The organism is Gilliamella sp. X-46, from assembly GCF_057063525.1.
This window is the reverse complement of sequence record NZ_JBXSQH010000001.1, coordinates 374,926-401,746: the sequence shown is the minus strand read 5'-3', so window position 1 is coordinate 401,746 and position 26,821 is coordinate 374,926. Positions and strand designations below refer to the sequence as shown.

47 protein-coding genes and 1 tRNA gene are annotated in these 26,821 nt (G+C 35.9%); 43 read left to right on the top strand and 5 right to left on the bottom strand.

Annotation, left to right across the window (positions count from 1 at the left end; all coding sequences use genetic code 11):
* Positions 1 to 86 precede the first annotated feature (86 nt).
* From ACYIAJ_RS02085 to ACYIAJ_RS02070, 4 genes are all read right to left on the bottom strand, one after another.
* Complete coding sequence (locus ACYIAJ_RS02085) at positions 87 to 671, bottom strand: hypothetical protein (RefSeq protein WP_483559299.1); 585 nt, start codon at positions 669 to 671, stop codon at positions 87 to 89.
* A complete protein-coding gene (locus ACYIAJ_RS02080) occupies positions 664 to 2,091 on the bottom strand; it encodes an AAA family ATPase (RefSeq protein ID WP_065590040.1) in 1,428 nt (475 codons plus the stop codon). Before ACYIAJ_RS02080 ends, ACYIAJ_RS02085 begins: the two co-directional genes overlap by 8 nt.
* Before the next feature lie 194 nt (positions 2,092 to 2,285).
* Complete coding sequence (locus ACYIAJ_RS02075; protein ID WP_483559301.1) at positions 2,286 to 2,513, bottom strand: putative hemolysin; 228 nt, start codon at positions 2,511 to 2,513, stop codon at positions 2,286 to 2,288.
* 47 nt (positions 2,514 to 2,560) lie between these two features.
* Entirely contained in the window at positions 2,561 to 3,211 is a 651-nt protein-coding gene (locus tag ACYIAJ_RS02070; RefSeq protein ID WP_483559303.1) for a LexA family protein, read from the bottom strand.
* Positions 3,212 to 3,310: 99 nt separating this feature from the next.
* Here ACYIAJ_RS02070 and ACYIAJ_RS02065 point away from each other — a divergent pair, with 99 nt between their 5' ends.
* The 42 genes from ACYIAJ_RS02065 (at position 3,311) to ACYIAJ_RS01860 (ending at position 25,712) form a co-directional block, all read left to right on the top strand.
* Positions 3,311 to 3,526 carry a Cro/CI family transcriptional regulator gene (locus ACYIAJ_RS02065; RefSeq protein ID WP_483559305.1) on the top strand — a complete coding sequence of 72 codons (216 nt, stop codon included), beginning with the start codon at positions 3,311 to 3,313 and terminating at the stop codon, positions 3,524 to 3,526.
* Complete coding sequence (locus ACYIAJ_RS02060; RefSeq protein WP_483559307.1) at positions 3,507 to 3,791, top strand: CII family transcriptional regulator; 285 nt, start codon at positions 3,507 to 3,509, stop codon at positions 3,789 to 3,791. The genes ACYIAJ_RS02065 and ACYIAJ_RS02060 overlap by 20 nt, the downstream gene beginning before the upstream one ends.
* A gap of 191 nt (positions 3,792 to 3,982) precedes the next feature.
* On the top strand, positions 3,983 to 4,876 hold the full coding sequence (locus ACYIAJ_RS02055) for a hypothetical protein (RefSeq protein WP_483559309.1): 894 nt from the start codon (positions 3,983 to 3,985) through the stop codon (positions 4,874 to 4,876).
* The gene (locus ACYIAJ_RS02050; protein ID WP_483559311.1) at positions 4,873 to 6,282 is read left to right on the top strand and encodes a replicative DNA helicase; all 1,410 of its coding nucleotides are present in this window, start codon (positions 4,873 to 4,875) and stop codon (positions 6,280 to 6,282) included. The genes ACYIAJ_RS02055 and ACYIAJ_RS02050 overlap by 4 nt, the downstream gene beginning before the upstream one ends.
* A 168-nt stretch (positions 6,283 to 6,450) precedes the next feature.
* On the top strand, positions 6,451 to 6,669 hold the full coding sequence (locus tag ACYIAJ_RS02045; protein ID WP_483564264.1) for a hypothetical protein: 219 nt from the start codon (positions 6,451 to 6,453) through the stop codon (positions 6,667 to 6,669).
* Positions 6,670 to 6,688: 19 nt separating this feature from the next.
* Complete coding sequence (locus ACYIAJ_RS02040; protein WP_483564263.1) at positions 6,689 to 6,877, top strand: DUF1187 family protein; 189 nt, start codon at positions 6,689 to 6,691, stop codon at positions 6,875 to 6,877.
* Positions 6,862 to 7,158, top strand: coding sequence for a hypothetical protein (locus tag ACYIAJ_RS02035; RefSeq protein ID WP_483564262.1), 297 nt, complete (start codon positions 6,862 to 6,864; stop codon positions 7,156 to 7,158). Before ACYIAJ_RS02040 ends, ACYIAJ_RS02035 begins: the two co-directional genes overlap by 16 nt.
* The gene (locus ACYIAJ_RS02030; RefSeq protein ID WP_483564261.1) at positions 7,151 to 7,465 is read left to right on the top strand and encodes a hypothetical protein; all 315 of its coding nucleotides are present in this window, start codon (positions 7,151 to 7,153) and stop codon (positions 7,463 to 7,465) included. The genes ACYIAJ_RS02035 and ACYIAJ_RS02030 overlap by 8 nt, the downstream gene beginning before the upstream one ends.
* Positions 7,458 to 7,664: a hypothetical protein gene (locus ACYIAJ_RS02025; protein ID WP_483564260.1), complete on the top strand. Its 207-nt coding sequence runs from the start codon at positions 7,458 to 7,460 to the stop codon at positions 7,662 to 7,664. The genes ACYIAJ_RS02030 and ACYIAJ_RS02025 overlap by 8 nt, the downstream gene beginning before the upstream one ends.
* Positions 7,661 to 7,897 (top strand): DUF3310 domain-containing protein, encoded by a 237-nt coding sequence (locus ACYIAJ_RS02020; RefSeq protein ID WP_483564259.1) that lies wholly within the window; start codon positions 7,661 to 7,663, stop codon positions 7,895 to 7,897. The genes ACYIAJ_RS02025 and ACYIAJ_RS02020 overlap by 4 nt, the downstream gene beginning before the upstream one ends.
* A gap of 3 nt (positions 7,898 to 7,900) precedes the next feature.
* The gene (locus ACYIAJ_RS02015; protein ID WP_483564258.1) at positions 7,901 to 8,260 is read left to right on the top strand and encodes a hypothetical protein; all 360 of its coding nucleotides are present in this window, start codon (positions 7,901 to 7,903) and stop codon (positions 8,258 to 8,260) included.
* A 414-nt stretch (positions 8,261 to 8,674) separates the two neighbouring features.
* Complete coding sequence (locus ACYIAJ_RS02010) at positions 8,675 to 9,118, top strand: recombination protein NinB (protein WP_483564257.1); 444 nt, start codon at positions 8,675 to 8,677, stop codon at positions 9,116 to 9,118.
* Positions 9,118 to 9,276 carry a hypothetical protein gene (locus ACYIAJ_RS02005; RefSeq protein WP_483564256.1) on the top strand — a complete coding sequence of 53 codons (159 nt, stop codon included), beginning with the start codon at positions 9,118 to 9,120 and terminating at the stop codon, positions 9,274 to 9,276. The genes ACYIAJ_RS02010 and ACYIAJ_RS02005 overlap by 1 nt, the downstream gene beginning before the upstream one ends.
* Positions 9,260 to 9,439 carry a hypothetical protein gene (locus ACYIAJ_RS02000; RefSeq protein WP_483564255.1) on the top strand — a complete coding sequence of 60 codons (180 nt, stop codon included), beginning with the start codon at positions 9,260 to 9,262 and terminating at the stop codon, positions 9,437 to 9,439. Before ACYIAJ_RS02005 ends, ACYIAJ_RS02000 begins: the two co-directional genes overlap by 17 nt.
* Positions 9,436 to 9,984, top strand: a complete 549-nt coding sequence (locus tag ACYIAJ_RS01995; RefSeq protein WP_483564254.1) for a recombination protein NinG — start codon at positions 9,436 to 9,438, stop codon at positions 9,982 to 9,984. Before ACYIAJ_RS02000 ends, ACYIAJ_RS01995 begins: the two co-directional genes overlap by 4 nt.
* Positions 9,985 to 9,987: 3 nt before the next feature.
* Positions 9,988 to 10,533 (top strand): antiterminator Q family protein, encoded by a 546-nt coding sequence (locus tag ACYIAJ_RS01990; protein WP_483564253.1) that lies wholly within the window; start codon positions 9,988 to 9,990, stop codon positions 10,531 to 10,533.
* 186 nt (positions 10,534 to 10,719) lie between these two features.
* On the top strand, positions 10,720 to 10,899 hold the full coding sequence (locus ACYIAJ_RS01985; protein WP_483564252.1) for a type II toxin-antitoxin system HicA family toxin: 180 nt from the start codon (positions 10,720 to 10,722) through the stop codon (positions 10,897 to 10,899).
* A gap of 48 nt (positions 10,900 to 10,947) precedes the next feature.
* Entirely contained in the window at positions 10,948 to 11,355 is a 408-nt protein-coding gene (locus tag ACYIAJ_RS01980) for a type II toxin-antitoxin system HicB family antitoxin (protein WP_483564251.1), read from the top strand.
* A gap of 45 nt (positions 11,356 to 11,400) precedes the next feature.
* On the top strand, positions 11,401 to 11,562 hold the full coding sequence (locus ACYIAJ_RS01975) for a hypothetical protein (RefSeq protein ID WP_483564250.1): 162 nt from the start codon (positions 11,401 to 11,403) through the stop codon (positions 11,560 to 11,562).
* A 93-nt stretch (positions 11,563 to 11,655) separates the two neighbouring features.
* Positions 11,656 to 11,733 (top strand) — tRNA-Met (locus ACYIAJ_RS01970).
* 154 nt (positions 11,734 to 11,887) lie between these two features.
* Positions 11,888 to 12,112 carry a phage holin family protein gene (locus tag ACYIAJ_RS01965; RefSeq protein ID WP_080702289.1) on the top strand — a complete coding sequence of 75 codons (225 nt, stop codon included), beginning with the start codon at positions 11,888 to 11,890 and terminating at the stop codon, positions 12,110 to 12,112.
* The gene (locus tag ACYIAJ_RS01960) at positions 12,072 to 12,605 is read left to right on the top strand and encodes a lysozyme (protein WP_483564249.1); all 534 of its coding nucleotides are present in this window, start codon (positions 12,072 to 12,074) and stop codon (positions 12,603 to 12,605) included. Before ACYIAJ_RS01965 ends, ACYIAJ_RS01960 begins: the two co-directional genes overlap by 41 nt.
* Positions 12,606 to 12,672: 67 nt before the next feature.
* Positions 12,673 to 13,002 (top strand): hypothetical protein, encoded by a 330-nt coding sequence (locus ACYIAJ_RS01955; RefSeq protein WP_483564298.1) that lies wholly within the window; start codon positions 12,673 to 12,675, stop codon positions 13,000 to 13,002.
* Positions 12,923 to 13,171, top strand: a complete 249-nt coding sequence (lysC, locus tag ACYIAJ_RS01950) for an Rz1-like lysis system protein LysC (RefSeq protein WP_483564248.1) — start codon at positions 12,923 to 12,925, stop codon at positions 13,169 to 13,171. The genes ACYIAJ_RS01955 and lysC overlap by 80 nt, the downstream gene beginning before the upstream one ends.
* A gap of 10 nt (positions 13,172 to 13,181) precedes the next feature.
* Complete coding sequence (locus ACYIAJ_RS01945; RefSeq protein WP_483564247.1) at positions 13,182 to 13,793, top strand: hypothetical protein; 612 nt, start codon at positions 13,182 to 13,184, stop codon at positions 13,791 to 13,793.
* A 275-nt stretch (positions 13,794 to 14,068) separates the two neighbouring features.
* A complete protein-coding gene (locus ACYIAJ_RS01940; protein ID WP_483559331.1) occupies positions 14,069 to 14,581 on the top strand; it encodes a Rha family transcriptional regulator in 513 nt (170 codons plus the stop codon).
* Positions 14,582 to 14,590: 9 nt separating this feature from the next.
* Positions 14,591 to 15,193: a hypothetical protein gene (locus tag ACYIAJ_RS01935; RefSeq protein WP_483559333.1), complete on the top strand. Its 603-nt coding sequence runs from the start codon at positions 14,591 to 14,593 to the stop codon at positions 15,191 to 15,193.
* A complete protein-coding gene (locus tag ACYIAJ_RS01930; protein WP_483564246.1) occupies positions 15,193 to 16,686 on the top strand; it encodes a terminase in 1,494 nt (497 codons plus the stop codon). The genes ACYIAJ_RS01935 and ACYIAJ_RS01930 overlap by 1 nt, the downstream gene beginning before the upstream one ends.
* 2 nt (positions 16,687 to 16,688) lie before the next feature.
* Entirely contained in the window at positions 16,689 to 18,143 is a 1,455-nt protein-coding gene (locus ACYIAJ_RS01925; protein WP_483564245.1) for an anti-CBASS protein Acb1 family protein, read from the top strand.
* Positions 18,144 to 18,174: 31 nt separating this feature from the next.
* Positions 18,175 to 19,725, top strand: a complete 1,551-nt coding sequence (locus tag ACYIAJ_RS01920) for a phage minor head protein (RefSeq protein ID WP_483564244.1) — start codon at positions 18,175 to 18,177, stop codon at positions 19,723 to 19,725.
* Positions 19,722 to 19,895 carry a hypothetical protein gene (locus ACYIAJ_RS01915; protein ID WP_174798208.1) on the top strand — a complete coding sequence of 58 codons (174 nt, stop codon included), beginning with the start codon at positions 19,722 to 19,724 and terminating at the stop codon, positions 19,893 to 19,895. Before ACYIAJ_RS01920 ends, ACYIAJ_RS01915 begins: the two co-directional genes overlap by 4 nt.
* A 61-nt stretch (positions 19,896 to 19,956) precedes the next feature.
* Entirely contained in the window at positions 19,957 to 21,126 is a 1,170-nt protein-coding gene (locus ACYIAJ_RS01910) for a DUF2213 domain-containing protein (protein ID WP_483564243.1), read from the top strand.
* Positions 21,126 to 21,554: a hypothetical protein gene (locus ACYIAJ_RS01905; RefSeq protein ID WP_297223832.1), complete on the top strand. Its 429-nt coding sequence runs from the start codon at positions 21,126 to 21,128 to the stop codon at positions 21,552 to 21,554. The genes ACYIAJ_RS01910 and ACYIAJ_RS01905 overlap by 1 nt, the downstream gene beginning before the upstream one ends.
* 9 nt (positions 21,555 to 21,563) lie before the next feature.
* Positions 21,564 to 22,634 carry a major capsid protein gene (locus ACYIAJ_RS01900; RefSeq protein WP_483559342.1) on the top strand — a complete coding sequence of 357 codons (1,071 nt, stop codon included), beginning with the start codon at positions 21,564 to 21,566 and terminating at the stop codon, positions 22,632 to 22,634.
* A gap of 3 nt (positions 22,635 to 22,637) precedes the next feature.
* Positions 22,638 to 22,817 (top strand): hypothetical protein, encoded by a 180-nt coding sequence (locus ACYIAJ_RS01895; RefSeq protein WP_483564242.1) that lies wholly within the window; start codon positions 22,638 to 22,640, stop codon positions 22,815 to 22,817.
* Between the two features lie 2 nt (positions 22,818 to 22,819).
* On the top strand, positions 22,820 to 23,203 hold the full coding sequence (locus ACYIAJ_RS01890; protein ID WP_483564241.1) for a DUF7370 family protein: 384 nt from the start codon (positions 22,820 to 22,822) through the stop codon (positions 23,201 to 23,203).
* Complete coding sequence (locus tag ACYIAJ_RS01885; RefSeq protein ID WP_483559346.1) at positions 23,196 to 23,549, top strand: hypothetical protein; 354 nt, start codon at positions 23,196 to 23,198, stop codon at positions 23,547 to 23,549. The genes ACYIAJ_RS01890 and ACYIAJ_RS01885 overlap by 8 nt, the downstream gene beginning before the upstream one ends.
* Positions 23,549 to 23,947, top strand: coding sequence for a hypothetical protein (locus ACYIAJ_RS01880; RefSeq protein ID WP_483564240.1), 399 nt, complete (start codon positions 23,549 to 23,551; stop codon positions 23,945 to 23,947). The genes ACYIAJ_RS01885 and ACYIAJ_RS01880 overlap by 1 nt, the downstream gene beginning before the upstream one ends.
* Complete coding sequence (locus ACYIAJ_RS01875; RefSeq protein WP_483564239.1) at positions 23,944 to 24,327, top strand: phage tail termination protein; 384 nt, start codon at positions 23,944 to 23,946, stop codon at positions 24,325 to 24,327. The genes ACYIAJ_RS01880 and ACYIAJ_RS01875 overlap by 4 nt, the downstream gene beginning before the upstream one ends.
* A gap of 10 nt (positions 24,328 to 24,337) precedes the next feature.
* The gene (locus tag ACYIAJ_RS01870; RefSeq protein WP_483564238.1) at positions 24,338 to 24,826 is read left to right on the top strand and encodes a phage tail tube protein; all 489 of its coding nucleotides are present in this window, start codon (positions 24,338 to 24,340) and stop codon (positions 24,824 to 24,826) included.
* On the top strand, positions 24,827 to 25,411 hold the full coding sequence (locus tag ACYIAJ_RS01865) for a DUF6246 family protein (protein ID WP_483564237.1): 585 nt from the start codon (positions 24,827 to 24,829) through the stop codon (positions 25,409 to 25,411).
* A gap of 10 nt (positions 25,412 to 25,421) precedes the next feature.
* Positions 25,422 to 25,712 carry a hypothetical protein gene (locus ACYIAJ_RS01860; protein WP_483564236.1) on the top strand — a complete coding sequence of 97 codons (291 nt, stop codon included), beginning with the start codon at positions 25,422 to 25,424 and terminating at the stop codon, positions 25,710 to 25,712.
* Positions 25,713 to 25,726: 14 nt separating this feature from the next.
* Here the strand turns inward: ACYIAJ_RS01860 and ACYIAJ_RS01855 are convergent, their stop codons facing one another.
* Complete coding sequence (locus ACYIAJ_RS01855; RefSeq protein WP_483564235.1) at positions 25,727 to 26,023, bottom strand: hypothetical protein; 297 nt, start codon at positions 26,021 to 26,023, stop codon at positions 25,727 to 25,729.
* 201 nt (positions 26,024 to 26,224) lie between these two features.
* On the opposite strand from ACYIAJ_RS01855, the gene ACYIAJ_RS01850 reads away from it, so the two are divergent.
* Positions 26,225 to 26,779, top strand: a complete 555-nt coding sequence (locus ACYIAJ_RS01850) for a Rha family transcriptional regulator (protein ID WP_483564234.1) — start codon at positions 26,225 to 26,227, stop codon at positions 26,777 to 26,779.
* Positions 26,780 to 26,821 lie beyond the last annotated feature (42 nt).

Here is a 26,821-nt window from a genome sequence, read left to right as displayed (position 1 = left end):
TTAGGTGTAAAAAAAGCCCCGAAAGGGGCTTTATTTTATCTCGAATGAACTAAGCAGCTTTAACTAGACTATTGTGAATACACGGACTAAAAATTATTGATGAAGTTATCTAAATTTTGAATTTTAAAGTTATCTTTATTCAATAATCTTGTAGGTAATGAAGATTTTATATTCGATTTTAATAAATCTAAATATCTTGCAAGATCAGAGTTAAGTTCTTTATTATAAACTATTAAAAAATGCCATTTATCTGCATTTTCATGAAATATGGTTTTAGGTTCCAGATCGTTTTTAATTGAGAGTAATAATAATAAAGTATCTTTGTATTTTAAAGCAAAATCATTTACTTTAATATTCTGAAGTAGCTTGGGATAGTGTCCTTTAACTGGACAAGATTTTGCCTGTTCACAACAATTAATCTGTTGTGTTATTTTCTTTCTAATATTTCCATCTTCAGCATTTAAATCACTGAATTCGGTAAAATATAGATTTCCATCTTTTTCTAATAGAAAATCAACAGATTTTAAATTATCACAATTACAATGTTTTTTTAACCCATCATCATTATCAAGCAAATAACCATTAGGTAATCGTTCTAGCAATTCCTTTGTTATATCTCTAAATTCTGGATCTATTTTTTTAAAAAATTTATTTAATTCAATTTTAGCCATTTTCTTCTAAAAACATCTGTAAAAAAGATTCACCCAAATCATCTTTAATCGCTTTAATTTTGTTGAATATATTTTCTTCATTGTTGATTGAGATACCTTCTGATGATAGCTGATTAATTGCAAAGTGATCATTACTTACTAAATCTTCATTTTTATTAATTAACAATTCGATACATTTAATCATATCAATACTATGAGTAGCGATTACAACATGAACGTTTAATTTTGATAACTCTAATAAACACTCAACCATCATTCTTTGCCAATTCGGGTGTAGATTAATTTCTGGTTCGTCAATAAATAAATAGCTACCATCAGAAATAATTCCTTTATCTAATAATAAAGATAGCATTCCTAGGTTTGTTGTTCCTGTAGAAGTTAAATAAAGTGAAAAAGAACTGTTTTCGCAATTCTTTTCTTTGAAAAGAATGTCCCCACTGTCAGAAATATCAAATTTTCCGCCAATTGCATCTTTTAGGGTGGAAGATATTTCTTCAAATTTAGTAACTATTGGTGATAATGTATAATTAACCTCCAATAAGTTCGATAAATCAAAAAAATATTTTGGGATACCCAACAATTCTTTTTGAAAAAATTTAGAACGAAGAGATCTATTAAGAAATTGATTTCTTTTGATTAAATTTAAAGCAGGTCGTATTTTCCAAAATATAGGGGATTCTATATACACAATATTATTGAGCTGTTGAAACTGATCTATGCTAGCTGAATTAAGTTCAAATGCAATGCTGTCTTGCTTTTCTCTTTCATTATATTGCAAACTTATTGTGCCTAATTTTTCAAAGTTAAAAGAAAATTTTTTATTGTTATTATAATTAATTAATTGAGATAATTTAGCAATTTGAAAATTTTCTTGTAATTCAGATCTAAGATCTTGTTCAATTGATTTTGCTATATTATTAATAGGGTCTTTAGCTAAAAGATCTAAATTGTGAATGATATCATCTAATCCTATTAATTCTTCAACGAAAGATTGTATTTTTTGTTTACTTCCAAGCTCGTTTTTAAAGTCTTTGAAATTATTTATTATGTTTTTTAATTTTTCATTTAATTGTTTTGTCAACAAAAATTGCTCTGATAAATAATGAGCATCAACATTATGTTGTATGAAATTAACGCAGTCATCAATCGCTTGTTTCATTAATAAGAGTGATGTAGTTTCTTTTGTATTGAGTTTACTTGTTGATAATATTTTATTTAAAAAAAAGTCAGTTACTCCAATATCATTTAGCAAATTTTTTGTTAAATGATCTTTATTTATTGTATTAAAGAAGCTATAAAAAGCCCTAGTTACAAAACTTTTTCCGCAACCATTCCTGCCTGCTATCACAGTAAAATTACTTAATGTTATATTTGCGTTTTGAATTTTACCAAAGTTTTCTATGTTAACATTAAACTTCATATGAGCTTAGTTCTCTTAAGTAATAGTTGTTGTATCATGTAGTAAAAATAGACAGTGTGTTATTTTAAATGAATTATCAAATTAACTGAATCTATTAGGTATGATATACTACCTTCAATTATTATGAAACTAGAAACTTCAAGAAATAGTCAGTATCTTTATGATCTTTTTTTATTTAACCGCCGAAGCGGTTATTAATGTTTATCTCTGTATAATTTCCATTCATCGACAGTAGTTCCGTCGGGTAGGTGGCATAATCCATACCAACCTTTGCTGTCCTTTACTATTTCAGATTTACCACCAAGACTTTCGCAATAAACTGATGCAGGATTAGCAATGTTAACGTTGTTTTGTGCTGATTCTTTTTTTGCACAAGCTATCGTTGATGCAGATAAAAAACTAATTAATAATAATTTTTTCATTAAAACCTCTTTTTGATATTAACCATTTTTTATAGCATTGATTACATCTATCTTTTACGTCTGAATATCCTATGCTCAACCATTGTGCCAACTATTCTTATTTGCTGAGTTAATGTGCTCATTGTTGTATAGTCAGGATTTAATGGTATAAGTTCAAATTGCATTCTTTCATGCTCATCATATCCTAACTCTCTATATTTCTTGAAAGTTGCTTCTGATTCGCCATTCATTGCGACAACAAATTCACCGGGGATGGGGTTAACGGCTGGATCTATAATGACAACATCACCTTCTTTAAATTCTGGCTCCATTGAGTCGCCTTTTATTTGTAATGCAAATGCTTTATCCGATAATTCCAATGAAGTCATAATGTATTCAAATCCTGTTGAATCTCTTAATTCGCATGATTCAGTCCAAACTCCTGCTTGTACATAACTAATTAATGGTACCTTGAAAGATTTTAATGATGCGGGAACGACATTGGATTCTTCCCCACCATTCAGAAGCCATGCAAAATCACACTCAAGAGCTATTGATAAGTCGAATAAATTTTTAGCGCTAGGTGATGTTGTATCTGATTCCCATTGTGATATTGACCCATGGCTAGCATCCTGTAAAGATTTAGCCAAGTCTTTTTGCGTAAGATTTAAGGCTTTTCTTCGCCTCCGTATTCTTTGGCCAATTGTTTCTGTTGTCATTTGACACCTCTTTTATTGTTTAAGTTATCTTAAATCATATTGACTTAAGTTTTCTAACAATGTAGTATTTTAGAAGTCTTAAATTAATGGATTTAAATTATGCTAAAAAAAATAGTTATTAATTATTTTAAAAATCCCAAAAAGGTAGCTGATGCTTTGATGATTAGTCCTGCTGCTGTTTCTCAATGGGGCGAAATAATCCCAGAAAAAAACGCGTATCGTCTACAAGAATTTACCAATGGAAAATTAAAGGTAGATAGTTCTTTGTATCGAAAAAATAACAGAGATCAAATCAATGGAAAAATTATCGAATAAAACAAATGAAAGAGCGAGAAAGATTGAAAGCATAATCTTGCAACGTCTTGCAGAAAAAACACAGACAACTATTGCAATAGAGTTGGGTATGAGCGAGTCAAAAATATCTAGATTAAAAAACGATGATATTCCCGTGATTGCAAAACTAATAACTTGTTTAGGGTTAAAAGTTGTTCCTGATGATTCGTTAGAAGTGTCACAAGCAGAGCTGAAATCTATAAAAACATTAGCAAGAAAATACTTAGAGATTGATGAAATGGTATAAAAAAGCCACTAATTAGGGTTAGTGGCGCGTGATCACTGAATCGGAGTAAATCACATGAGAAAGAATAAATCATATTACAGAACATGTCAACGGGCAGAAAAACCCGAAGAGTTAGCGATGATCGCATTACATAACCCAGAATTTGGAAAGCGATTTGTAGAAGTGTTTCAATCAGCTAAAAGAGGTAAATCATGTCCACGGCAGAAGTAATCGATTTTTATAACGCTAAAAAAGGCGTAAACATGAGTAATTTTAAAAAGGGTTATATTGCATTGAGTCGTAGTGTTAGACACGCTGATTGGGCTAAATGCGCTATTAAGCGCACGCTTTGGGAAAATTTATTACTTGATGCAAGTTACAAGGATAGAACTGTTAATTTTAAAGGCCGTGACTGGGATTTGTCTCGTGGGCAACTAGTTACGACTAGGGAAATTTTAGCTAGTCAAATTGAAATTGGTGGCAAACCTGTTAACTCCACAATCATCCGCAGGGCATTAGAATTTTTCGAAAATCAAGGCATGATTTCTAAGTCTGGCAATCGTTTAGGTACGGTTATAACTATCATAAATTATGATGCTTATCAGTCATATTTTTGCGACCAATCAAATGACCAAAAGATTGACCAACCTAATGACCAATACCAAGCTAGTAATATCAAGACTTTAAACGGTGTTAATGACCGACCTAATGACCAATCAAATGACCAAAAAGTTGACCAACAGAACAATAAAGTATTAGAACAAGAAAGTAATAATAAAAATAATATGTCATCTGACGATGACTCATCTGCGCCAAAAAATAAAAACTCAATTGATTTTGATTTAGTCATGGATGCATACAACGATGCTGTAGAAAACAGATTACCTCAAATTCAAAAAATGACCACTGCACGAAAAAACCTAGTTAAAAAATTTTTTAAAGACAACAAAAAACTAAACATAAATGATTTGATTAACTATTTTTATGATTTTGTAGAAAGAGCACCAGCTTGGGTGTTTGGTGAAAACAAGCGAAACTGGAAGGCTAAATTTGAATACATTGTGACAGATGAAACTTATACAAAATTCAAGGAGGGTACGCTGTGAACGTGATCCCTCATGATTTAGTTGCTGAACAAGCAGTACTTGGCTCAATGATGTTAGATTTTCAATCAGACCGCTGCCAAAAAGCAATCTATTCATTGAAGCCAGAATCGTTCTACGGCAGACATCATCAAGTTATTTTTGCTGAAATGCTTGAATTAAATCGTAAAAATTACCCAATTGATCTGATTACATTGTCAGACTGTATGGAAGCAAAAGGGATTTTGAAAGATTGTGGTGGTTTAGCGTATCTGGCTGAATTATCAAAAAATACGCCGTCGATGATCAACGTTACAGCCTATGCTGGAATTGTTCGAGACAAAGCGATTGAACGCTATACATTGCAAAAATTAAACGACTGTAGTGCGATGATTTTTGAGAAATCAAATCTATCTACTAGCGACAAAATATCGGCTATTCATGCGCTATTTACGCAAATTGATGACTATAACAAAACAGGTAAAACAACGGGGCTTAAGTCGTTAAAAATAATCGCTGATAAGTGGACTGAAACATTAGAAAAACGATTAGAAAATGCAGATAGTGCGCGTGGTTTATCAACTGGGATAAAAGCACTAGATGAAAAATTATCGCCTAAAGGGCTTGTTCGCGGATCGCTGTTTGTCGTTGGTGCTCGTCCAAAAATGGGTAAAACCACGTTCGAAATTAACATGGCTCGTCATTGCGCTATGAATGAAAAATTACCTGTGCTGATGTTTTCGTTAGAAATGCAAGATGAGCAAATGCTTGAAAATATTTTAGCTCAAGAATCAGCGGTAAATAGCAATATTTTTTATGACGGTGGGTTAGGTTCAGATTCAGAATTTGCGCACGTTATGCATCATCTCAACGAATTATCAAACACCGATAACATTTACATTGATGATACACCTGCGATCACGCTATCGCATATCCGTTCAGAAGCTCGACGAATGGCAAGAGAAAAGGGGCAAATAGGCATGATCATGGTTGACTATCTAACGTTAATGGAGAAAGAAAAAACTGGCGATGATACTCGTAATGACTTGGCTTATGGAGCAATTACTAAAGGGCTTAAAGCCTTAGCTAAGGAGCTTAATTGCGTTGTTGTCATGTTAACTCAATTAAACCGTAATCTTGAATCAAGAGCGGATAAGCGTCCGATCCCAAGTGATAGCCGTGACACAGGGCAAATTGAGCAAGACTGCGATTACTGGGTAGGTATTTATCGTGATGCAGTTTACAACGATAACGCAGATAAGAACTTAATGGAAATTAATGTAGCGTTAAATCGTCACGGTTCGGGAAATTTTACTGTTTTTGCAGGTATTAGCAATGGTCGTATTTATGAAGTTAATCAAGCTGAATCTTATGCTAAAGCTAATCCAGAGCCAGTGAAGAAAGAGCGTAAATATGCGCGAGCCAGTTAACCACTGCCCACTCGGACGTTATCACATGCTAGACAAAATAGCGTACGACTATGTGAGAGCGATAAAAAGCAGGGGAGCGAATGTGGCAAAGATTAAGCAGCAGTTAGCAGAACGAGTTAAAAAATATTCAGAAGCAGATAAGGCAAAATTGAGGGAGTTGATACAGAAATGGCTGAGCGAAATAAAATTTTAGTCAATATCGATTTATTGCATGAGCTTGCAGATACGCAATTTGCGTCAATTGATAATTATAAACAACACTTTAAAAGTCACTTAGACTGCGGTCGATGGAATGATGAAATAAACGATTTAATTACAACCTACAACGCTGTTGCGAAGTTAATAGACAGACCATTAATAGAAAAAATAGCAAAGACGTGTGGATAGATGAGGAGTATTTGAATAAATGGCTTACAAAATAACAGCAACAATCATAAAAGAAGGACATCAACCAACAAACTGGACGCATTTTACTAATGAAGAATTAACAGTCGAACAATGCATTGAAAAGCTATCAAACGGTAAAAAGAATTCTTTTGGGTGGAAAGTAAAAGAACTAATTCAGCTTGAGAACTTTGAGTGCGTGAGGGTTTAGTGATGTTTGAAGATTTTACTAGACGCTCTAAAGCGGTTATTAACTATCTAGTTTCTTGGTTAATCGTTATTGCGTTAGCTGTCAACGTTTTAGTAGCTAGCATTAACATCATTAATTCATTTTTTTCAGACAATGAGTTAGTGCAAGCTGGGAGGTTCCTTGATTCAGTTGAAAACAGAGTGAACGAAAATGGGGTTGTGTTTTATGAAACAGCTAATCATCGAATTGTAGTTACAACAAAAGAATGGTACGAACATCAAGAGAATAAAGAAAATGACTAAATTATCTAACATTTTAAAAGGGTTAACTTCTGAGGAATTAGAAGAGTTAATTGAAATAGCGCAATACAAAATAGACAAATTGAAAGTTGAAAAGACGGTTTTGATAGGTTTTTATGAGGGTATACTCGCTACTAAATATTTTAAATTAGAAGATAAAGAAAAGGCTATTTCTTATGCACGTGAGAGTTTTGACAATCAAATAGAGAATTTCAGGGAAAAAGGTTTTTTCAGTCGCGAAGTTTCACTTTGTATGTGTTCAGTTCCAACATCAGATGTTGATAATTATTTGGGGATGGGTGATGACTAAATTAACACAGCAAGAGTTAGAAAAAGAAGTAGAAAGATTTAAAAAACATCTAATTACTCCAATTCCTGAGGGGATCGAAGATTATAAAAAAAATGAGTTTGTTCAAAAAATTTTAACGCAAGATGTTGATTTTATTAGTTCTGCATTAATTTCATGGCTAGCAAGAGCTGAATTAGACGGGGATCGGGGTGAGCAATGAGTGACAACGTAAAAAATCCAAAGCACTATCAAGTAATCGAGGGCATCGAATCTATCGACATTATAGCGCGTATCATGACTGTAGAGCAGTTTAGGGGCTTTTGTCTCGGTAACATTCTGAAATATCGAATCAGGGCAGGTAAAAAAGATGCGTTAGAGCAAGATATTGCAAAGGCGAATGAGTACGAGAAGATTTTTGAAAATAAAAAACATCTGTGTATTGATGAGAGGTAAATAATGAGCGGTAAATTATTAATAAAAATTTCATACACGGCAATCATAGTCATAGCTATTCTTATGTCTAAATTGATTAGCGAAAACTTTATAGTTATACCAAAAATTGTGTTTTGGTTTGAATGTTTCATTTTGTATTTAGCTATTCTCATTCCGTCTGAAAAGTTTATTGAAAACTGGAATTATTTAACCAATTTTCATATAGCTTGGAACTTGATTTATGCCATTTTATCGACCTTTTTTATTGCGTATGAGGGATGGGTTGTCCTTTTATGTTTTTATATTCCAGCTCAGATTTTCGGTCTAACAAAATTAATCAATTTAAACAAAATGGTTGCGAATAAGGAGTTAGCAGATGAGTGATGAAGCGATTGTAGCAATAGCTGCGTTTATTTTTTGGGGATTCGTAATTTGGAGAGCAACTAAGTGACAAAGCCAACGTTGAACGATTTTATTAAAGAACCGTTCAAAGCCATGCGGAAAGGATATTATCCTGATTTTATGAGCTGTTTATCATTAAAAGCGTCATCGTTCGGAATTAAACAGCTAAACGATATTAAAGATGAGTTTTTTGGGATTCTTAATCAAGAAGCGATTTTATTTCCAATACACTTGTTAAGCCTTGTTATATATACGTTTTTGATATTAACAACGCCTATTCTTTTTCCTTTTTGGGCATTGATATTTTGGTTAAATGTTAGAAAGAAATATAAACGCTATCACGAAAAAATGAAGAACAAATCGACGTTAATAGTTGAGTATTCGGAGTGATAAACAATGATTAAAGAATTTCGATTAACACACGAACTAGCACGCACTACAGCGATTAACGTAATAAATCAATTGCCAGTTGATAGCGAGCGTCCATTGCGAATTGTAATTGATGAAGACAATCGCACGTTAGCACAAAATCGCATGATGTGGGCTGTTTTAAATGATATCGCAAAACAAGTTGAATGGAACGGAGAAAAGCTCACAGCAGAGGAATGGAAGCATTTAATCACGGCTAATTTGCACGGGCAGAAATGTGTAAAGGGAATTCAAGGCGGACTGGTATTCATGGGGCAATCAACGCGAAGAATGAATAAAAAAGCATTTGCTGATGTGGTGACTTGTGCTGAACAGTTCGGAGCTGAAAATGGCGTTATATTTAGCTCAGATGCACAGGAAGCGATTCGACTGGCTGAACAGTACAAAGACCAATTATCAAAGGTGGCATGATGAACAACGAACACAAAGAACACAAAGAACAACTGAAACGATACGAAGAAAAAGAACAAGAGTTAGAGCGAGCAATCACAATAGTTAGAGAACAACGCAGGGAATACATTAACCAGCATAATTTAAACAGGGTTAACGACAATGCCAAAGAAACATAAACTAATTAAAACTGGCTTTAAATGCCCTGAATGTGGCGGGGCTTGTTTATATAACGTTGATTTGGATTTATTTGTTTGCAATAGACCGTTAATTGGCGTTGATGGTGAAGTAAAAGGCTCTTGTGGTAAGTTTTACAAGAATAAAGCGAAGTTTCGACGATGAAGAGAGAAATAAAGCAGAAAAAATGTAAAAGCTGCGGCAGAAAATTTGCGCTATTTAATTCGCTCGCTCAAGTATGTTCTATTGATTGTGCTATTCAGTATGCAAAAGATAACAAAGTTCAAGAGCGAGTTAGAAGAAAGTTAACACAGATAGCCAAAGAGCGTATAAAAACACGCTCAGAGCATTTAAGAGATGCGCAAACAGTATTTAACGCATTTATTCGAGAACGAGATAAAAGCGAGCCGTGTATCAGTTGTGGGCGTCATCATAACGGGCAATATCATGCAGGGCATTATCGAAGTGTCGGTGCATGTCCAGAATTGCGATTCTGTGAGCTGAATGTACATAAACAATGTTCAGCGTGTAACAACCACAAATCGGGGAACATCATTGAGTACAGAATTAATTTAGTGAAAAAAATAGGTGCTGAAAAAGTTGAGTGGTTAGAGGGTTATCACGAACCCAAAAAATACACGGTAGAACAAATAAAGCAGATTAAAGCTGAGTATAAGCAAAAATTAAAAGAGTTAAAGAAGGGTAGGTAACAAATGCTAGCAGAATATATGTACGTTGATGATGAGCCAAAGGAAATAGTAAAACCAGTTACACGAGTTCGCTTTCAGGCTGATTACGATATTACTGATGTGTTAAGGCTGTGGGGTAATTGGTCAAGAAAGGAAGCTTACAAGAAGCAAGGAGCGCTAAACTTATATCAATCTCAAGAGCCAGAATATAAAGAGTTGTGTTCAGATAACGATGGGTTGATTATAGATGGTATTATTTCAAGTATGAAGAACATTAGATTTCAAAAAACTAAAGAAGAAGCCCTTGTTTTAATAAAATCATATTATGGCGACGAAATATTAGATGATGATTATGTTTTTATTGAGCGTTACAAAGTAAAAGAATCTTGCTCTATTCTTATTAGACCTCGAACATTAAGGGAAATAGCGAGTGAGCTTGGTTGTAGCGAAGGTAGTGTTAGAAAAATTAAAAGCTCAGGTGAAAGCCATGTTATAGGTGCTTTGGCTCAACAAACCCAGCAAACGGGAATGGAGTTGGAACTATTTAAAAAAATAAATTTATTTAAGTGAGATATTGACTGCGTACGCAAAAAGTAGTATAAAGGTATCAACATGAAATTATTGTATACAAAGCTCGCAAATGCGGGCTTTTTTGTTATCTAATTATAAAAAAGTGGTTATAGTGGGTATAAAAAGTTGACTTCTCTACGTTAGTGGGTATAATAACCACTATAAATTAACAAAACAGAGGAGATAATGAGTAGCAAGGAAATAATTAAGATGTTAGAGTTGGATGGTTGGTTTTTAGTAAGAGTTAAAGGTAGTCATCATCACTTTAAGCATCAAATAAAAAAGGGGCTAGTAACAATACCACACCCCAAAAAAGACTTAAAAGAAAAAACAGTTAAGTCAATAATGAAACAAGCAGGGTTATAAGCCCTGCTACATTGCTATTTGTTGTCTCGATAATTATTGAGGTGAATTATGTTATATCCAGTTGCTATTGAATTAGGTGATAAAGAACACGCTTATTGCGTTATCGTTCCAGATGTTGCTGGTTGCTTCTCTGCTGGCGATACATTTGAGGAAGCATTAAGTAATGCTAAAGAAGCAATTACAAGTCATATTGAAATTCTGGTAGAGGATGGCGAAAAAATACCTGCGCCAAGTAATGTTGAATCATTTTTAAATGATGATGATTATAAGGGGATGGTTTTCGCGTTGATTGATGTTGATCTGACACATTTGATGGGTGGTGCCGAGAAGCTTAATATAACACTGCCAAGAAAATTATTAAAAGAGATCGATAGAATTGTTGCAAACAATCCACAATACAAAAGTAGAAGCGGGTTTCTTGCTGAAGTATCAATGGAAAAAATTGTAAAAATTTAGTATTTAAATGAATTAACTTAAGCCGACGAAAGTCGGTTTTTTTATATGCAAAATACATCAACAAAAGAACTAGCGGATTTACAAGATAAATATTTAATCGATCTTTTAGATGCGCTAAACAGCTCAGAAAAAGCGGGTTCGCTAGAAATTCCGCTTTACGCATTAGAAAGCGATGAGGCAATGTTAGCTTGGGCTATGTCGCTTTAACAATCAATATTACAAATGTCGGCGACATCGATGTCGTTGAACCGTAACAGTGCCTAAACCTCTGTATATCACGTTTAGGTCAATCATTTTCAAGGGTCTAAAGCTCATACGGTATGAGCGGTCAACTCATAATTGAAAGGTAGCTTGGTTCGAGTCCAGCTAGACCCACCATAACAGTCCCCCTCATAACCTCTACACAATCTGGATAAATCTGGTTTGTGATACGTTTGGGGGCATCTACAGAATCGACAGCAAAGCTAGACACATGCATAACTACACAATAGCTAGCACGCTGTCACATCATTAACTAACAAGAATATTCATCATGGAAAAATACACTTCACCGATTTCGTATTTCTGGGGAGCTATATGCACTTTATTTGGTGCGCTCAGTTTGAACGATATTGCTATTGTGGTTGGTATTATTTTATCAATAGCGACGTTTATTATTAACTGGGTATATAAACGCCGAGATTTTTATCATAAAAAGAATTTGAGAGAGCAATACTATGAAAAACACAACAAGAATAGCGACGAGTGCGATTTGTAGTGTTTCGGTAATTATCGGTATTGTTGTTGCTAATTACTCAGATGAAATCAGAACGAGCAAAGCAGGGCTTGAAATAATCGGTAATGCTGAATCATGCGTAAGAGAGCCGTATTATTGCCCAGCTAATGTGTTAACGGTTGGTATTGGCTCTACGGGTAACATTCAACAAAAAGCATACACAGACGAGGAAATAGCGGAGCGTTGGGTTGGTGATATCAAAACTGCGGAGCGGTGTGTCAATCGCTACGCTAATGGTTTTCATCTGCCGCAACCTGCTTTTGATTCCGTTACTTCGATTACTTTTAACGTTGGATGCTCAAAAATGAGAACATCAACAATGTATAAGCATCTGAACAACGGCGATTATAAAGCGGCGTGTAATGAGTTTCCAAAATGGAATAAAGCAGGCGGTCAGGTTTTGAATGGCTTAGTAATCAGACGAGAAAAGGAGAAGGCGTTATGTCTATCTTATGCTTTATCATCGCTTCAATAATGGCGGTTAATGATGTCAACGGTTGGGGTTGGTTTTTATTTGTATCGTTATTGTTGAGTGATTCATCATGTTCAAACTGTCTAAAGTGAATATAGTAAGCATAGTATTAATCATTGTTAGTTTTGCTTTTACTATCTATTTCGGTTACGACAATTATCGAGAGAAAAAGCAGCTCAAAAAAGATAAAGCTGAACTATCTGAGAAAATCGAACAGTTGAACCAGAGCATTGCTAAAAACAATCAAATCATAGCGCAACGAGAGCAAGAAAAAGCTCAAGACGCTATGTCAATTAAACAACTTCAAGAGCAGATAAAAGATGCGCTTAAAAATAATCAATGTGCTAATGATTTTATGCCTAGTAACGTATCTGACTGGATGCGGAACGGTAAAAACTGAGTACGTTTATCAATGCAATATTCCTGCATCGCTGACACAGCCAAATAACGAGCCTCATATTGATAAACGAATCACTTGGGGGCAATGTCCAGTTCTGTACACTGAATTATTGAACGAGTTGAGGCAGTGTAATAGCGATAAAAGGGCGATAAGAGAGATTAATAATTAAAGAGGTAAAAATGGCGATATTTAAACGTGTTTCAAAAGAATATATCCAAATTAATTATACCCATTACGCTTTGGCATACGGAATTTACCCAATTTATATTGGTAAACTACATCACGAATCACCAACTGTAGAAGTTAGGAATTGGTTTCCAGAGTGGGGTCTAACTTTTCTTGATAACATCATTCAACCAATGCTAACGCTGCTTGGTAAAGAGAATATGTTTATGTTTAAAGTGACAGGTGAAATAAAAAGCGACGAAGATAACTGGTTGCCAAAAATGCAGAGATTAAAACCATATGAAGAATCATCACACTGGCAAGAGTTCACGCTAAGTCAATTGGACGCCGCAATATACGATTTAAATAAAATTAGAGCCAACCCCGATTTCCCAGCGTGGGTAGATAATTGGGTTTGTGACAAATTAGATTGTGCATTGAGATTTATTGAATACTCAAAAGACAAGCATGGTTGCAAATCCATGGCAAAGGATGCATTCAATATGGTGGCTGACGCGTTATTAGTGTTAGATTTGTTTAGTTGCAAAAATCTGTACGATAGTAAACATGACATTAGTAATCTAGAAAAATACATCAAAAGCAAAAGCAAAAGTAAAAATAAATAACTATTCACTTTTACCGCATAAACTATAAAAAATCCTGGGCGGTTATAAAAAATAACTGCATATTTAATCAAACCGCTTAATTGGCGGTTTTTTATGCCTAAAATGTTTGAAACACCACAAACCCAATTCACTTTTCAACCAATCATAATGCCATCACACGGCAAATATTAACCAAGAGCTTTACAGAATGGGTCTAAGAGAATGACAGCTAATGTCTGAACTCTTGGGGCTGTTTATTCTGTGTGACTTAGGCTCATTCTATAGAGAGACATAATATGACTATAACTCAATTCAAATTTGAAAACATGGTTACTTTACAAGGTAATCAAGTGATGACGACATCTTTAAAGGTGGCGGAGTATTTCGGTCGAAATCATAAAAATGTTTTAAGAGCCATAAAAAATTTAGAGTGTTCAGATGATTTTACAAAGCTCAATTTTGAGCTTTGCTATGAAATCAATCACTTACAAAATAATAAGCCACAGCCTTTTTATAAAATGACTAAAGATGGATTTATATTTTTGGTTATGGGCTTCACTGGTAAAGCTGCGGCACAGATAAAAGAGGCGTACATTAACGCATTTAACTGGATGGCTGAACAACTTACTAAAATGCAACATAGCTACATGAAACAACATAATGACTTAATGCTTGAGTACATGAAAGAAAAAGATGTAGCTAGTATGTCAGGTCGCTTATTAAGACGCTGGGGTAAAGAGAAAAAGCCAGAGTTAACAAATAGGATACAAAAACTACAAGAACAATCACAAATTCAATTATTAATTTAAGGAAAGATTATGAAAAAGCCAGACTGGGAGGCTATCGAATCAGCCTACAGGGCTGGATTACTATCTATAAGAGAGATAGCTTCACAACACGGAATAACTCACGGCGCAATAAATAAAAGAGCAAAGCGTGATGGTTGGGAAAGAGATTTAAGCGCAAAAATTAAAAACAAAGCAGACTCATTGGTATCCAAAAAAGAGGTATCCACTCAGGTATCCAGTGAAAATAAGTTAAACGAGCGGATACTTATTGAAGCTAACGCCGAAGTAATAGCTAATATCCGAATGGAACACCGAGGCGATATTCGTAAAGCTCGTAATATTGCTAATGCTTTGTTTGAGGAGCTTGGTGCTGAATGTGCGGATATAGAGGCATTCAAAAAACTTGGTGAGTTATTAGCAAATCCAGACCAGAACGGCAGGGACAAACTCAATGAAGTTTATATGTCCGTCATATCAATGCCAGAAAGGGTAAAGTCAATGAAAGCATTAAGTGAAACGCTGAAAAATTTAATCACTTTAGAGCGTCAAGCTTACAACATTGATGATACACCAAAAGATAATTCAGTTGGCCAACTTTCGGATTTAATGGATAAACTATCACGGGAGGGTTAATGTTATCTCCTGGTCATTTAAAAAAACTCAGCAATAAGCTTTGGCGTTTAAATAATCTCTACTACATCACGGATAAAGCAGGCAAGCAAATTCGCTTCACAATGACCCCCGAACAGCTTGAATACTTCGAGGGTATGCATACGAGGAATATCATTTTAAAAGCTCGGCAATTGGGGTTTACTACCGAAGTATGTATTATTCAGTTAGATGCCGCTTTATTTGAATCAGCTAAATGCGCCTTGATTGCTCACACTTTAAATGATGCTAAAAGATTATTTAGAGAAAAAGTCAAATATGCTTATGACAGACTACCCGAAGAAATAAAACAAGCCAACCCTGCTAGTAATGATGCTGCTAGCGAGTTGGTTTTTAAAAAGGGTGGTTCGCTTTATGTTTCTACTTCATTTCGTGGTGGTACATTGCGTTACTTACATGTTTCTGAGTTTGGTAAGATTTGTGCTAAGTTTCCTGATAAAGCTAAGGAAATCGTCACAGGTGCTTTTGAGGCGGTTGCTACCGGTTGTTTCATTACCATCGAAAGTACAGCTGAGGGTAAAAGTGGTTATTTTTACGATTACTGTAATACAGCTGAAAAAGCCCATATTCAAGGAAAACCATTATCATCACTTGATTGGAAATTCTTCTTTTTCTCTTGGTGGAAAAATCCGCTCTATGCGATAGAGCCAGTTGAACAATTACCGTCTAGATTAGAGGAATATTTTAGCGAGATAAAAGCTAAGTACGGTATCAACTTGACCGAACAACAAAAAGCTTGGTATCACGCTAAAGAGAAAACGCTTGGTGATGATATGAAGCGTGAATATCCATCTATTCCAAGTGAAGCCTTTGAGCAATCAATCGAGGGCGCTTACTATGCAAGGCAATTCAGAGAGCTATACAAAGAAAAACGCATTACCACGCTACCTGATAATAGCCATTTACCTGTTTATACCTATTGGGACTTGGGTGTCGGTGATTCAACTGCTATTTGGTTTGTGCGTAAAGTGGGTGAAGAATTTCACATCATCGACTACTACGAAAATAGTGGTGAGGGTCTCAGGCACTACATGAAGGTCTTAAAAGACAAAGCACAAAAGCTTGGTTATGAATATGCTGAGCACTGGGCACCTCACGATATTGATAATCGTGAATTATCGGGTGATGGTAAGAGCCGTAAACAGATAGCAAAAGAAGGCTATGAAATTGACGGTGAGAAATACAGCATTAAGTTTAATGTAGCTCCAAGGTTAAGTGTTGATGATGGTATCGAATCAGTTCGTGAAATTCTTCCGCTTTGTGCATTTGATTCAAGCAAATGTGAACAAGGTATTGCTCATTTAGAAGCGTATCGTAAAGCATGGGATGATAAAAACGGCTGTTGGCGAGATAAACCGCTTCATGACCATACATCACACGGTGCGGATGCGTTTAGATATTTTGCTGTGGCTAATCGAAATGCACGCAAACGCTCAGCAGGATTATTTATGAGGTAATAATGGGTTATTCAAATTTAACAGATGAACAGTTATTAAATACTGCCCAAACAGCAATTAATAGCAATCAGGATATAAGTAGACAACGGTTAGCGTATGCATCACAAGGCTTGGTTAATAACACCAAAAGGGCATTTATCGATCGCGAGTTTGGTTATCCAGAAAACCTTACTTTCTCTGATTTTTATAAGCTATACAAAAGAAACAGCGCTGCACGCGGTTTTGTTGAGCGATTGAGTGATATTTGCTGGCTAGATTACCCAAAATTCATTGATGGCGACATTCGAGAGCAAGATTCAAAACTGACAACGTGGGAGCAAATAGTTACTGATTTGTTTAACGATAAATTGTGGTCAGCTATCACTGAAGCGGATAAGCGTGGAATTGTGGGTAGATATGCTGGGATAATTATTCAATTACGAGACGGTAGGAAATGGGAAGAACCAGTTGATACCGCTGTATTAAACCGGCTTGAACCAAAAGATGCCATTGTTAAGCTAATCCCCACTTGGGAAACCCAGTTAACTGCTTGCGAATGGAATAATGACGAAGCTGATGAAAACTATGGCCAAGTCACAATGTACCAATTTAATGAAATATCGGTAGGTGACAAGTCAGGTAAGCCCAATATCTCTCGCAGAATACATCCTGATCGCATAATCATTTTAAATGAGACATCCGTGATTAACTCCATGGATGATGGCGAATCACAGCTTGAAGTTGGTTATAACGATTTAATCGACATGATGAAATACTCAGGCGGTAGCGCAGAGGGCTTCCTAAAGAATGCTAGTAGGCAAGTTCATCTGAATTATGACACTGATACCGACATGGAAGAGCTGGAGCGAGAGTTAAGAAAGCGAGGCTTTGAAAAGCCTGCTGATGCATTAAACCGACAAATCGCATTGTTAAACTCAGGTACAGACAGTGCACTAATTACAGCAGGTGCGACAGCGAATATTTTATCGGTTGCTCCTGCCGATCCGAGCGCTGGATGGTCAGTATCCGCAAATAGCTTTGCAGCCTCGGTCAGAATGCCATTTACCATTATTTTTGGTCAACAAACGGGACGATTAGCATCAGATGAAGATAAGACAGATTACGCAAAACGAGGAATGTCTCGACGTAATGGTTTTTTGAGCACATTAATCAAAGAGTTTGTTAATCGGCTTATTAAGCTAAAAGTTATCCAACCATTAGTTAACGGTACACTTACTCTTAAATGGTCTGACTTATTAGCACCAAGTCAAGCTGAACGAATTGAGCTTATGCTCAAGATGTCAGACGTTAATGTTAAAGCACAGCAATCGATGGGTATTCCTGTATTTACACCGAACGAAATACGAGAAGCTGGCGGCTATGAACCCGATCCTGATTTAGAGGATATCGATATTGAAAAGACCGACGATAATAAAGCCGATTCCAAAGAATCCAATATTACCGAAAAGCAAGAATAACCCCACACTCACCAACAAACAAATCCTCCAAATGCGTAGCGAAATACAAAAACGCTACAAAACAATCAAACAATCAATTATTGAGCATATCGAATTAAGTTTAGGCTACTATACTAAAGAGCCGACTAAAACAGCGATATTTGTTGATAACACGCTTTATGTTGTTAACGCTAGCGTTAATTACACTGTTGACGGTAATCAACTTGCTAGGGTGTTAACTCGCATTCAAGAAATTATTGATGAAAGCTTAATTGATGGCGGTATTGACAGGTTTTGGGCAGGTAAGTTTGTTGCTGATATGTATCAAATGGGGACTAATCGAACTTTTCATAATCTATCTACTCAATCAACACTCTATTCACAAGCTACATCACTGGAATCACTGTTATTTAGTGATGCGTACATTCGCAGGATTGGACTTGCCTATACAGCTACATTTAATGACTGGAAAAGCGTTGCAGATGGTTTAAAAGGCGATTTAGGTAACGTTCTAAGTAGTGCTGTAGCAAGAGGGATTAACCCACGAGAAACAGCCGATATTATTAGTAAAAGGATTGATGTTTCATATAGCAAAGCTAAGGCTATCGCTCAAACCGAACAAGTAGGCGCATTACGCCAAGCTACATGTGATGAAACTAAACGTGTTCAGGAGGAGCTAGGATTAAAGACGGGCTTGCTTCATCTATCTGCGTTAAAACCCAATTCCAGAACTACTCATGTTGATAGGCACGGTAAGGTTTATACTGTTGAGCAGGTCCAGGAGTGGTATGACGAGAATGGTAATCGATTTAATTGCTATTGTGCGCAAGTCGCCGTTCTTCTCAATGATAAAGGAGAGCCTTATAACAAGGCATATATTGAGCGTCTTCAAAATGGCGTCAACGAATGGAAAGACCAGAACCAAACAACAGAACAGTCATTATCTACAGCTGATGATCTTAATACATGGTCTAAAAATAACATTACTGAAACAGCTAATATACCGAAAGATATTGATACTAAAGAGTTAGCACCATGCCTGAAATTGGTATCGGAAATTCAAGAACGATTTAACCTACCTAAATTTAGGTATGCTGGAACAATAACAGGTGATATTTATAAATATCCAGAACCTCCAAAAGAGATGTTGGCTGCTTATTCACATAAAGCTAATGCATTGCTTATTACATCTGATAGCGTTGATAAAAAAGCGTTGTTAGAAGAGGATTTAAAAAGTAAAGCAAATGGATATAAACGAAGCTCTATAAATATGATTGGTCAGACTAATAACGAAGAATTAGCTAAAATAATTCATGAAATGGATTACATCCCGTGGATAGCGGTATCAACTCCAAGAGGCGTTTATGCTCATGAGATGGGACACGCATTACATTATCAACACCAGGAAGAAATTGATAATATCATTAAGAAATTGTGGGGACGAGGTTGGGCACACGCAATTAGTAAGTATGCTCAACGTAACAAACGAGAATTTGTCGCTGAGGCGTTTTCGTTGTATATTGAAAATCGCATAGAAGCTAAAAAAAGACTACATGCAGAACTATTTAAATTTTTCCAATCGTTAGATAAGGGCATTAAATGAATAAGTTTGATTTATTAGTTGAGCAAGCAACTAAACTGATTAACACCGAGCCACTTCCTGATGACGCAGAGGAACAATTGCAACAAATTATCGACCAAGCTGCCGACAAAACGGAAAGGCGCATGTTAGCGAGTTTTGCTGAATCTCTGTTTGTTATAAGGAATGAGTAATTAATTCACTGAACCGCCCTCTGGCGGTTTTTTTATATCTAAAATTCACTCGAGGTAAAGCATGACACTTAAAAGTGTAAATGTTTTATCTGTCGTTAATAGTAAATCCAAAATATCAACGCAAATCATCGACGGTAAAGAGCACATTGTTATCAATGATGTGGTCCCTATCGTGGATGATATTGTCATGAATGGGATTTTCTATCCGGCAGATGAAATTAACAAATCGTACATGACATTGAATGATAATTTAATGCCACTTGACCATCCGCGAATAAATAACGAGCACGTTTCCGCATTAAACCCTCAAGCCATTAATAACTTCTATATTGGCGCTTGGGGTAGAAATGTTCGCAAATCTAACGATAGGGTGCTTATGGATGCTTATATCGATAGAAAATTTGCAGAAAGCACTGAAAAAGGTCGAATGCTTGTGAATCGACTTGATGACATGATGAGCGGGAAGAACACCACACCAATTCATGTGTCAACTGGGCTAACTTATACGCCTGATAATCAATCAGGAACATCAAAAGGTAAACGGTACAAGTCAATAGCTCGAAACATGAAGTTCGATCATGTCGCAATACTTCCAGATAAACAAGGTGCAGCCACGCCAGATGACGGGGTCGGTATTTTTGTTAACTCTAATGGTGAAAAATCGCCAATTGAAAACGTAAGCCTTATTGATTATTCAGAAGATTCAGTAAGCAATGTAATTAGCAAAACCATTAAAGAGGTTTTAAGCGTATTTAAATTTAATCAAAAAGAGGAAGAAGACTTAATGAAAGAAAAAATCTTACTAGCTCTAAATGCTGCAGGTATTAAGACCGATGGCTTATCAGATGAGCAACTGTTAAAGGCTTATAACGAGCAAACAACCAAAGAAGCGATTGAGAAAAAGAAAACTTCTGAGGAAGAAGAAAAGAAAAAAGCTGAACAGGAAAAGAAAAATGCAACTAATGCCGAAGATGCGCCAGCATGGGCAAAAGCATTGATGAACAAGGTTACAAGTCTGGAATTAGCAGTAAATGCTAACACAGAAAAAGAGCTCTCTGTTAAGCGAGAAGCAGTAAAAAACAAGTTCAACATGACACAAACCGCGGTAAATGCGCTATCCGGTGAGCCGTTAGATGCGTTATATGCTCAATGCGTTAAAACAGCGCCTATTAGCGGCGGTTTTGCTAATAATTCAGATAATTCACTATTAAATATGGAGGCTCCAGAGTAATGATTCGATTTAAAACCGTGATTGGTGGTCCTGCACGCAAAAACGACCCGCAAACAATTGACTTAAAAACAGGTGAAGCGATTGCGCCATGCTCTTTGGTTGCCGTGGTTAACAATAAGTTAATGAAACATTCGGCAGCAGGTGAGCAAACTCAAGCCTTAGTCATCACAAATGATTATTTGGGTGGACATGATATTCGCGACAACGTACCTAATGACACATCAGGCATCGCCATTATTTGTGAAGATGATGTTACTTACCATGTTTTAGTAAAAGCAGGTGAAGCGTTAACAGTTGGTGACAAATTAGCATCTAACGGTGACGGTACACTAAAAAAAGCAAGCGGTACTGATGCGGTGCTGTTCTATGCATTTGAAACCTATACCGTTGGCGCAACCGCTGAACAAGTTCGAGTTCGTAAAGCTTAAGGAGCAATAATGAAGAACGAAAAGATTATTTTTAATAAAAAATTAATTACCAATTCCGCTCAAGTAGCACAGGCTTGGAATCAGTTAAAAGCAAGCCGTCAAATCTTTAATAACGCTCAAAACCAAATGAGCGCAACACACGGCAATGCTATTGAAGTTAATCAAGCCGCAATCTTAACCCAAGATTACTGGCGTGAAGTGGATAACGTGACTACCCGTGTTATTCGTGATGATGAGGGTGCGCCATTACTTGATGATTTATTGTCATTAGGTACGCCTATCTCTATTGGCAAAACAGCGGCACTATACCGTGTTTCAAGCGATGCAGGATATGTTAATCGCTCAATGTCAGGGCAAGAGCCAGAAACGCTAGATAAGGTTGTTTATGACCATTACGGCGACCCTGTGCCAATCTTTAAAACAGGTTATGCTCGTGAATGGCGTGAATGGTTAGGTTTTCAAACTGAAAACATCGACGCAATGTCAGATGACCAAGAAGCAGCAGTGGCGGCATTACGCCAAAATATGGCGCAATACATTTTAACAGGTGATGAAAAAATCAAAGTACAAAACTTTGAGGGTAAAGGTATCACTAATCATCCACACACCAATCAAGTGGATTTAAGTGCGTCAGGTTTTAATATTGACTTAACATCAACAGCCACAAGTAACGACGATATTATTAATTTCTTCACAAAAGACTTTGTAGTCATTCTTGATGCTAATTTAGTGTCAGAACAATTAAAAGTCTTTATCTCTCCTGAGATTGAGCGCCGTTTAAATCTTCCTTACTCTAATTCAAATGGATTTAAAGAGGGAACAGTAAAAGACTATATCTTACGATACTGCCCTTATATCGCTTCATTCACCAAAACATTTGAGTTAAAAGACAATCACTTCCTTGGTTACGTTCGTAATGCTCAGTACATTAAAACCCGCATTGCTGCACCGATTGGCTCGTTCATGAAGCAACGAATTAATCCGCATGACAACTATCAAACACTTGTTTGGTCGGCATTTGGTTTGCAAATCAAACGTGACTTTAACGGTAAAAGCAAAGTCTTTAACGCTCGGGGGTAATTGATGAAATTACGGGTAACTAAACGCGGCTGTTTCGGCCGCATTGATGGCGCTGTGGCTGAACTACCTATCGGGTATGAGTTTTGCGCTACAGACATTCCTATCGCTTTTATTGGGCGTGTAATTGTGTTAGAGCAGCAATCTGTTGAAGTTGAAGCAGACAAAAAGAAAAAGGGTAAATAATCATGTCAGTACAGGTAACCGCAGAAGACGTTAATCAAATGTTATCAGAGCTTGGTTATTCTGTACCGAGCATTGTTATTGACGCAATCCTTAATAAGGTGAATTCAATCAGTGATTGCTTGGTTGCTCATAATTATTCAGAAGCCGACCAACTTTTGATACTTATTTACTCAGCTTGTTTACTGGCTCAAATGCAAGGAGCAAGAAAAATCATCTCACAATCAGCACCAAGCGGTGCGTCAAGGTCATTTAAATATGATGACGTGGGTTTTAAATCCCTGTACTCATTGCTAAAAAATCTTGATGTCCACGGGTGTACTGATTGTCTAGGTATTTCTTGCTCAAAGAAACCATTTTTTTTAGTTGTGGGAGGTAGGGATGAGTAATACCGCGAATTGGAGCTATACAAACGTTGCAACCGTATATCCTCATACAGGATACGACGGAGAAAACAATGTTGATACTTACGGTCAACCTTATTTGGTGAAATGCACATGGAAAGATGAAGCGCCAAACGCATTGGGTGCTTACATTGATTCTTTAGGTGTTGAAAGAGTAAGAAAAACAACTTTTTACACCGAAGACAGCCGAATTAAACAGGGCGACTTCATAGCAAAAGGTGATAAAACTTCATTATCGTTAGAAGCCTCAAACGCTGAAAAAGTGGAGTTTGTGCTTGAATATGATATGAGCGCTTTCGGTGAAATCCCTGATTACGAGGTGGTTACATAATGACAGTTAAAGGCGTTTCAAAGGTGAATAGAAATATTCACAGAATAACTAATGAAATTGCCAACATCAGAACTCAAAGGATTATCCAGCAAGTTATGATTGTTGGTATGTCTTTTGTGGCTCCAATCACACCTAGAGACACTTCAACGCTAATTAATTCGCAGTATAGAGAACTAAAGCCAATACCAAAAGGCTGGACTGGTCGAGTTGGCTATACTGCTAATTACGCAGCATTTGTTAATAATGCCAAAGGTACAGCAAAAGGTAAACGTACCGGTAAGAAATCTCAGGGGGATTATTGGTCTCCCAACGCAGAACCTCACTTTGTTGAAAAGGGTTTTGAAAGGGACGGAAAGCAGGCTATCGAGCAAGTGATTAAAGATGGTTACAAAATATGATTTCTGATACATATAACTCAATAAAAAGCTGGCTGAATTCACATAATTTACTTGATGATTACATTTTACAATTTCGAAAATGGGTTGAAGAAAAAAACACAAAATCTAATAGATATATTGTGATTGTCCCTGCTGGGGGTGGTAATGCTAGTGAGGCGATAACGAGAGATTATTTTAGGATTGTAATTATTTCAGCGATCAATGATTCGAATATCGTAGCGGTTAACGATAAAGCAGATGAAATCAGGCAGTTTATGCTAGATGATTTTGAATCCAACAATGTTATTTCAATGAGTCCAATCAGTGGAATAACGCAATCAAACACAGAAGAAGGGCGGTTTATTTTTGAATTTACCGCTCAAATGATTATATCAAGATAAGAGGTACATTATGGCTAAAAGTAATGCAGGAACAGGTCGAAAGGTTGGTGTTTATTATACAATTGGTAATCCAGACAAAAAACCAAATGATACGGATTATAAACGACTTGGCATGATTCGGGGTAAATCACGTGGTGTCAACTGGAACACAATTGATGTTACAGCCGATACATCCGAAGATGGTACAACTGAATCAATGGTTACAACCAAGGAAAAGACGGTGTCATTTGACGGTATTTCTAGGGGTGATGACATCCAGAATCAAAGCGCTTTATTAGATCACATCGAAAGCCCGTCTCAGGACACCGATGGACAACCGTACGCTTGGATTAAAATTGTCAATCCAACTATTAACAGGGTGATCGAGGGATGTTATTTGCTGTCATCATTAACTGAAGAATACCCATACGATGATGTTTGCACGTGGTCAATTGAGGGCACAAGTGCAGGCAATGTAACAAGAACCGTTATACCAGAAGTAGTATCAAGGAAAGCGTAGATGAAACCAGTAATAAAGGACATTGGGGAATTTATAATTCATCATAAAGAAATTGATTATTTATTTATTCCATCTTTTCTTAATATGACAAAGATAGGTAAACCAGATGAAATAGTTGAGATTTTTTCTATCATTTTTGGCGAAATAAATAATAACAATTTCACATCCGTTATAGAATGCGCTGACAAAATACTTGAAGCGTGTTGCACCACGGATTGCTCTGTTATTACTGGTTACATTAAAGGCGAAGATGAGCTAGTTAATGTCGAAGCGGTGATACCTGTTGAAGATAAATTAATCTTATCTCAGCATTTATTAAAACACGGCTTAATAGGTGATGCTCCGCCTAAAAAAACTAGCGAAGATACAGATTACAGCGATGAATTTCATGCAAGAAAGTTTGTTTACATGGCTGTAGCTCATCTTGGTATAAGCGAGGTTGATGCTTGGAATATGTCAATGACAGCATTTCAAGAAGCGATGGAAGCGAAATTTCCTAATCACGATAAAGATATCATCTCACAAGACGACTATGATTCTGCAATGTCTTATGCAGATTCCGTTATTGGATTAAATAAAATATAGGTAATAGAATATGAAGAATGATTTTATAATCGAAAAAATTCACTACAAAGGATTACGAATAAGGTTGCACGAATTAAGTAACGGCGGTTATACAAAGGAAAAAAAAGATTACCCCTACAGCGACTTCGTGCCAACATTAAATGTATCAATCGAAATTAAAGGAATAGACAAAGCTAATCCGACGACAAAGCTGTTATCTAAATATGCTGAGGATTTGACTAAGCATACTGTTATTGGTGAGTTTTATGATAATGCTCTTGCATATGCTAAATCAATTATTGACGAATTAAATGCGGGGTGATCCCCGCAAATTAATTAATAATCATCTAACTGACTAAAAATATGACCCACTTTCATTCTAAATTTATAAGCATATTCAGATATTTCTAATTCTTTAGGGTTTTTATTAGTTTTATCCGAGCCATAAATTTTTTCTAAAGAATCCATAGTGTACCGCATAAATTTATCAGGGTTTGATGATGTTTTAGCAAGTAAAGCTATATAAAAAGGCAAAACCTCGTTAACTACATTTTTATTGCTGTAAAGAATTTTAAACAATTTTTCTGGTTGTTCATGCAATTGTTTAAAGCAATCTAAATTATCTTCGTACATTTTATTTCCTCTTAAAGCTTATCAACCATCACTTTAATTTTGTTAATAGACATGCGGACACATGGCTAGGTTGAATATTTATGTTAGATCAAATTTTCAGCAAAACAAAGAGGAAGCATTTTGAATTGATTACGTTGAAGTTAACTACACAACCACCTTCGGGTGGTTTTTTTACACCCATTTCAGCTACTACGAACTTTTATGCCTAAGTGGCTGTTTATTTTTGAATGGCATGAGGAAAATATGAAAAATTTAATAAAATCAGAAGAAATAGTGATAATTGAAAATGAAAAACCTTTGACAACTACTTTACATATAGCAGATGGCACAAACGGAAATCACAGAGCAATTATCCAATTAATCAGGACACATATACATCACTTCAATAGATTCGGAAGGGTGCAATTTGAAATGCGACCCTTTGAGACCAACGGAGGTGTTCAGTTAAAAAGAATTGCATTATTAAATGAGCAGCAAGCAACCTTTTTAATGACTTTAATGAGAAATACAGAAAAAGTTGTTGAATTTAAGTGTGTTCTTGTTGAAGCCTTTTTTAAAACCAAAGAGTATTTGAATAATAAATCATGGGATTTCGCTCAAATATATTCAAAATTAACAACTCAGTTGGATTTGGAAAAATCAGATGCAAGTTTAGCGGGTAGCATTTTGGGTAGCTATAAAAAGAAACGAGACTTACTTGTTGATGCTATTAATGAAGTTGAAAAAGCTATGCAACCTTGTCTGGCTTTCAATTGATAAAGCCTTCATCTTCATTATGAAGACGCAGCTAACAGAATA